Annotated in this window: 2 protein-coding genes; one reads left to right on the forward strand and one right to left on the reverse strand. The window is 34.0% G+C overall.

The window, feature by feature from the left end; translation table 11 throughout:
* Positions 1-189 (reverse strand): hypothetical protein (locus tag ABT299_RS52640; RefSeq protein ID WP_500255476.1); only part of this gene is annotated, 189 nt, incomplete at its 3' end.
* 105 nt (positions 190-294) lie between these two features.
* Here ABT299_RS52640 and ABT299_RS52645 point away from each other — a divergent pair.
* Positions 295-1,406, forward strand: a protein-coding gene (locus tag ABT299_RS52645; protein ID WP_500255477.1) for an IS3-like element IS981 family transposase whose coding sequence is annotated in 2 segments (ribosomal slippage) — positions 295-511 and positions 511-1,406 — 1,113 coding nt in all. Because the reading frame shifts where the segments join, the coding sequence is not laid out codon by codon here.
* Positions 1,407-1,508: the final 102 nt, after the last annotated feature.

Raw genomic sequence — 1,508 nt, forward strand, 5'->3', positions numbered from 1 at the left:
CTTTTTTAAGTCGATACTTGTTGTTTTAGGGAAATTTTCATATGATGTTGAAAAGGTTGATTCAACATTTCTATAAGCTACGTAGGCTATAGAAGCAACAGCGATAATTACTAATACAAAAATAATTGAAATAACTTTTAGTACTGTGTGTTTTTTCTTACGATAATGACGCCTCTTTTTTTGATTCATGGTATCTCCACATACATATTATATACCTTAAATTATACCATATTTAATGATGTTATCCTTAAATCTTAGAGTCACTATTGTATAATTTAGACAAAGGACAAAAACATGCAAAAACGCTACTCAAAAGAATTTAAAGAAACCCTTATCGCCTTCTATCATTCTGGTCAATCCGTCACCCAGCTGTCTAAAGAATACGACGTGGCCCCTGCAACAATTTATAAATGGATAGACCTCTACTCTAAATCTAATGAAAGCTCCGTCTCTAAAGCTGATTTTCTAGAATTAAAAAGACAACTGGCTAAAGTTAAGGAAGAACGAGACATCTTAAAAAAAGTATTGACCATATTCGCCGAGAAAAAGAAGTGAGTGCTGCGGATATGGCTCAAACCATACAAACTTTAGCACTCAATGTCAGACTAAGCTGTCAACTTCTTGATGTTCCTGAATCAAGTTATTATGAACGGATTAACCGACATCCATCTAAAACTCAATTAAGGAGACAATACCTGCCACTCAAAATGTCTCAACTCTTCAATGCTAACCGAGGAATCTATGGTGCTCCTAAAATTCATCATCTTCTACTTAAACAAGGGGAAAAAGTCGGGTTAAAACTGGTACAGAAGCTAATGAAGCAACTTCAACTCAAGTCTGTAGTCATTAAGAAATTTAAGCCTGGATACTCACTAAGTGATCACATCAATCGAAAAAATCTTATACAGACTGAACCTACAAAGAAAAATAAGGTTTGGTCAACCGACATTACTTATATTCCTACTCAACAAGGATGGGCTTATCTCTCAACCATTATGGATCTTTATACTAAAAAAGTCATTGCTTGGGATTTGGGCAAGCGAATGACTGTAGAATTAGTGCAAAGAACTTTAAATAAGGCCATTAAATCACAAGACTATCCAGAAGCTGTTATTCTTCATTCTGACCAAGGAAGCCAGTATACGAGTCTAGAGTATGAAGAGTTGCTTAAGTATTATGGGATGACTCACTCTTTCAGTCGAAGGGGATACCCTTATCATAATGCCAGTCTTGAATCTTGGCATGGACATTTAAAAAGAGAGTGGGTGTATCAATTTAAATATAAGAACTTTGAAGAAGCCTATCAGAGTATTTTCTGGTACATCGAAGCCTTTTATAATTCAAAACGAATCCATCAAAGTTTAGGGTATCTTACACCTAATCAATTTGAAAAGGTAAGTGCTTAAAATAAATAGATTAAAATTCTACGTTTGTTACTCTAAAAACTTGACTTAACGTCAAATGCCATAAAAGATAATAAAGTCCGTTTAATTATTTTCATTGTTTTT

This window comes from Spirillospora sp. NPDC000708, from assembly GCF_040299565.1.
Taxonomy (GTDB): Bacteria; Actinomycetota; Actinomycetes; order Streptosporangiales; family Streptosporangiaceae; genus Spirillospora.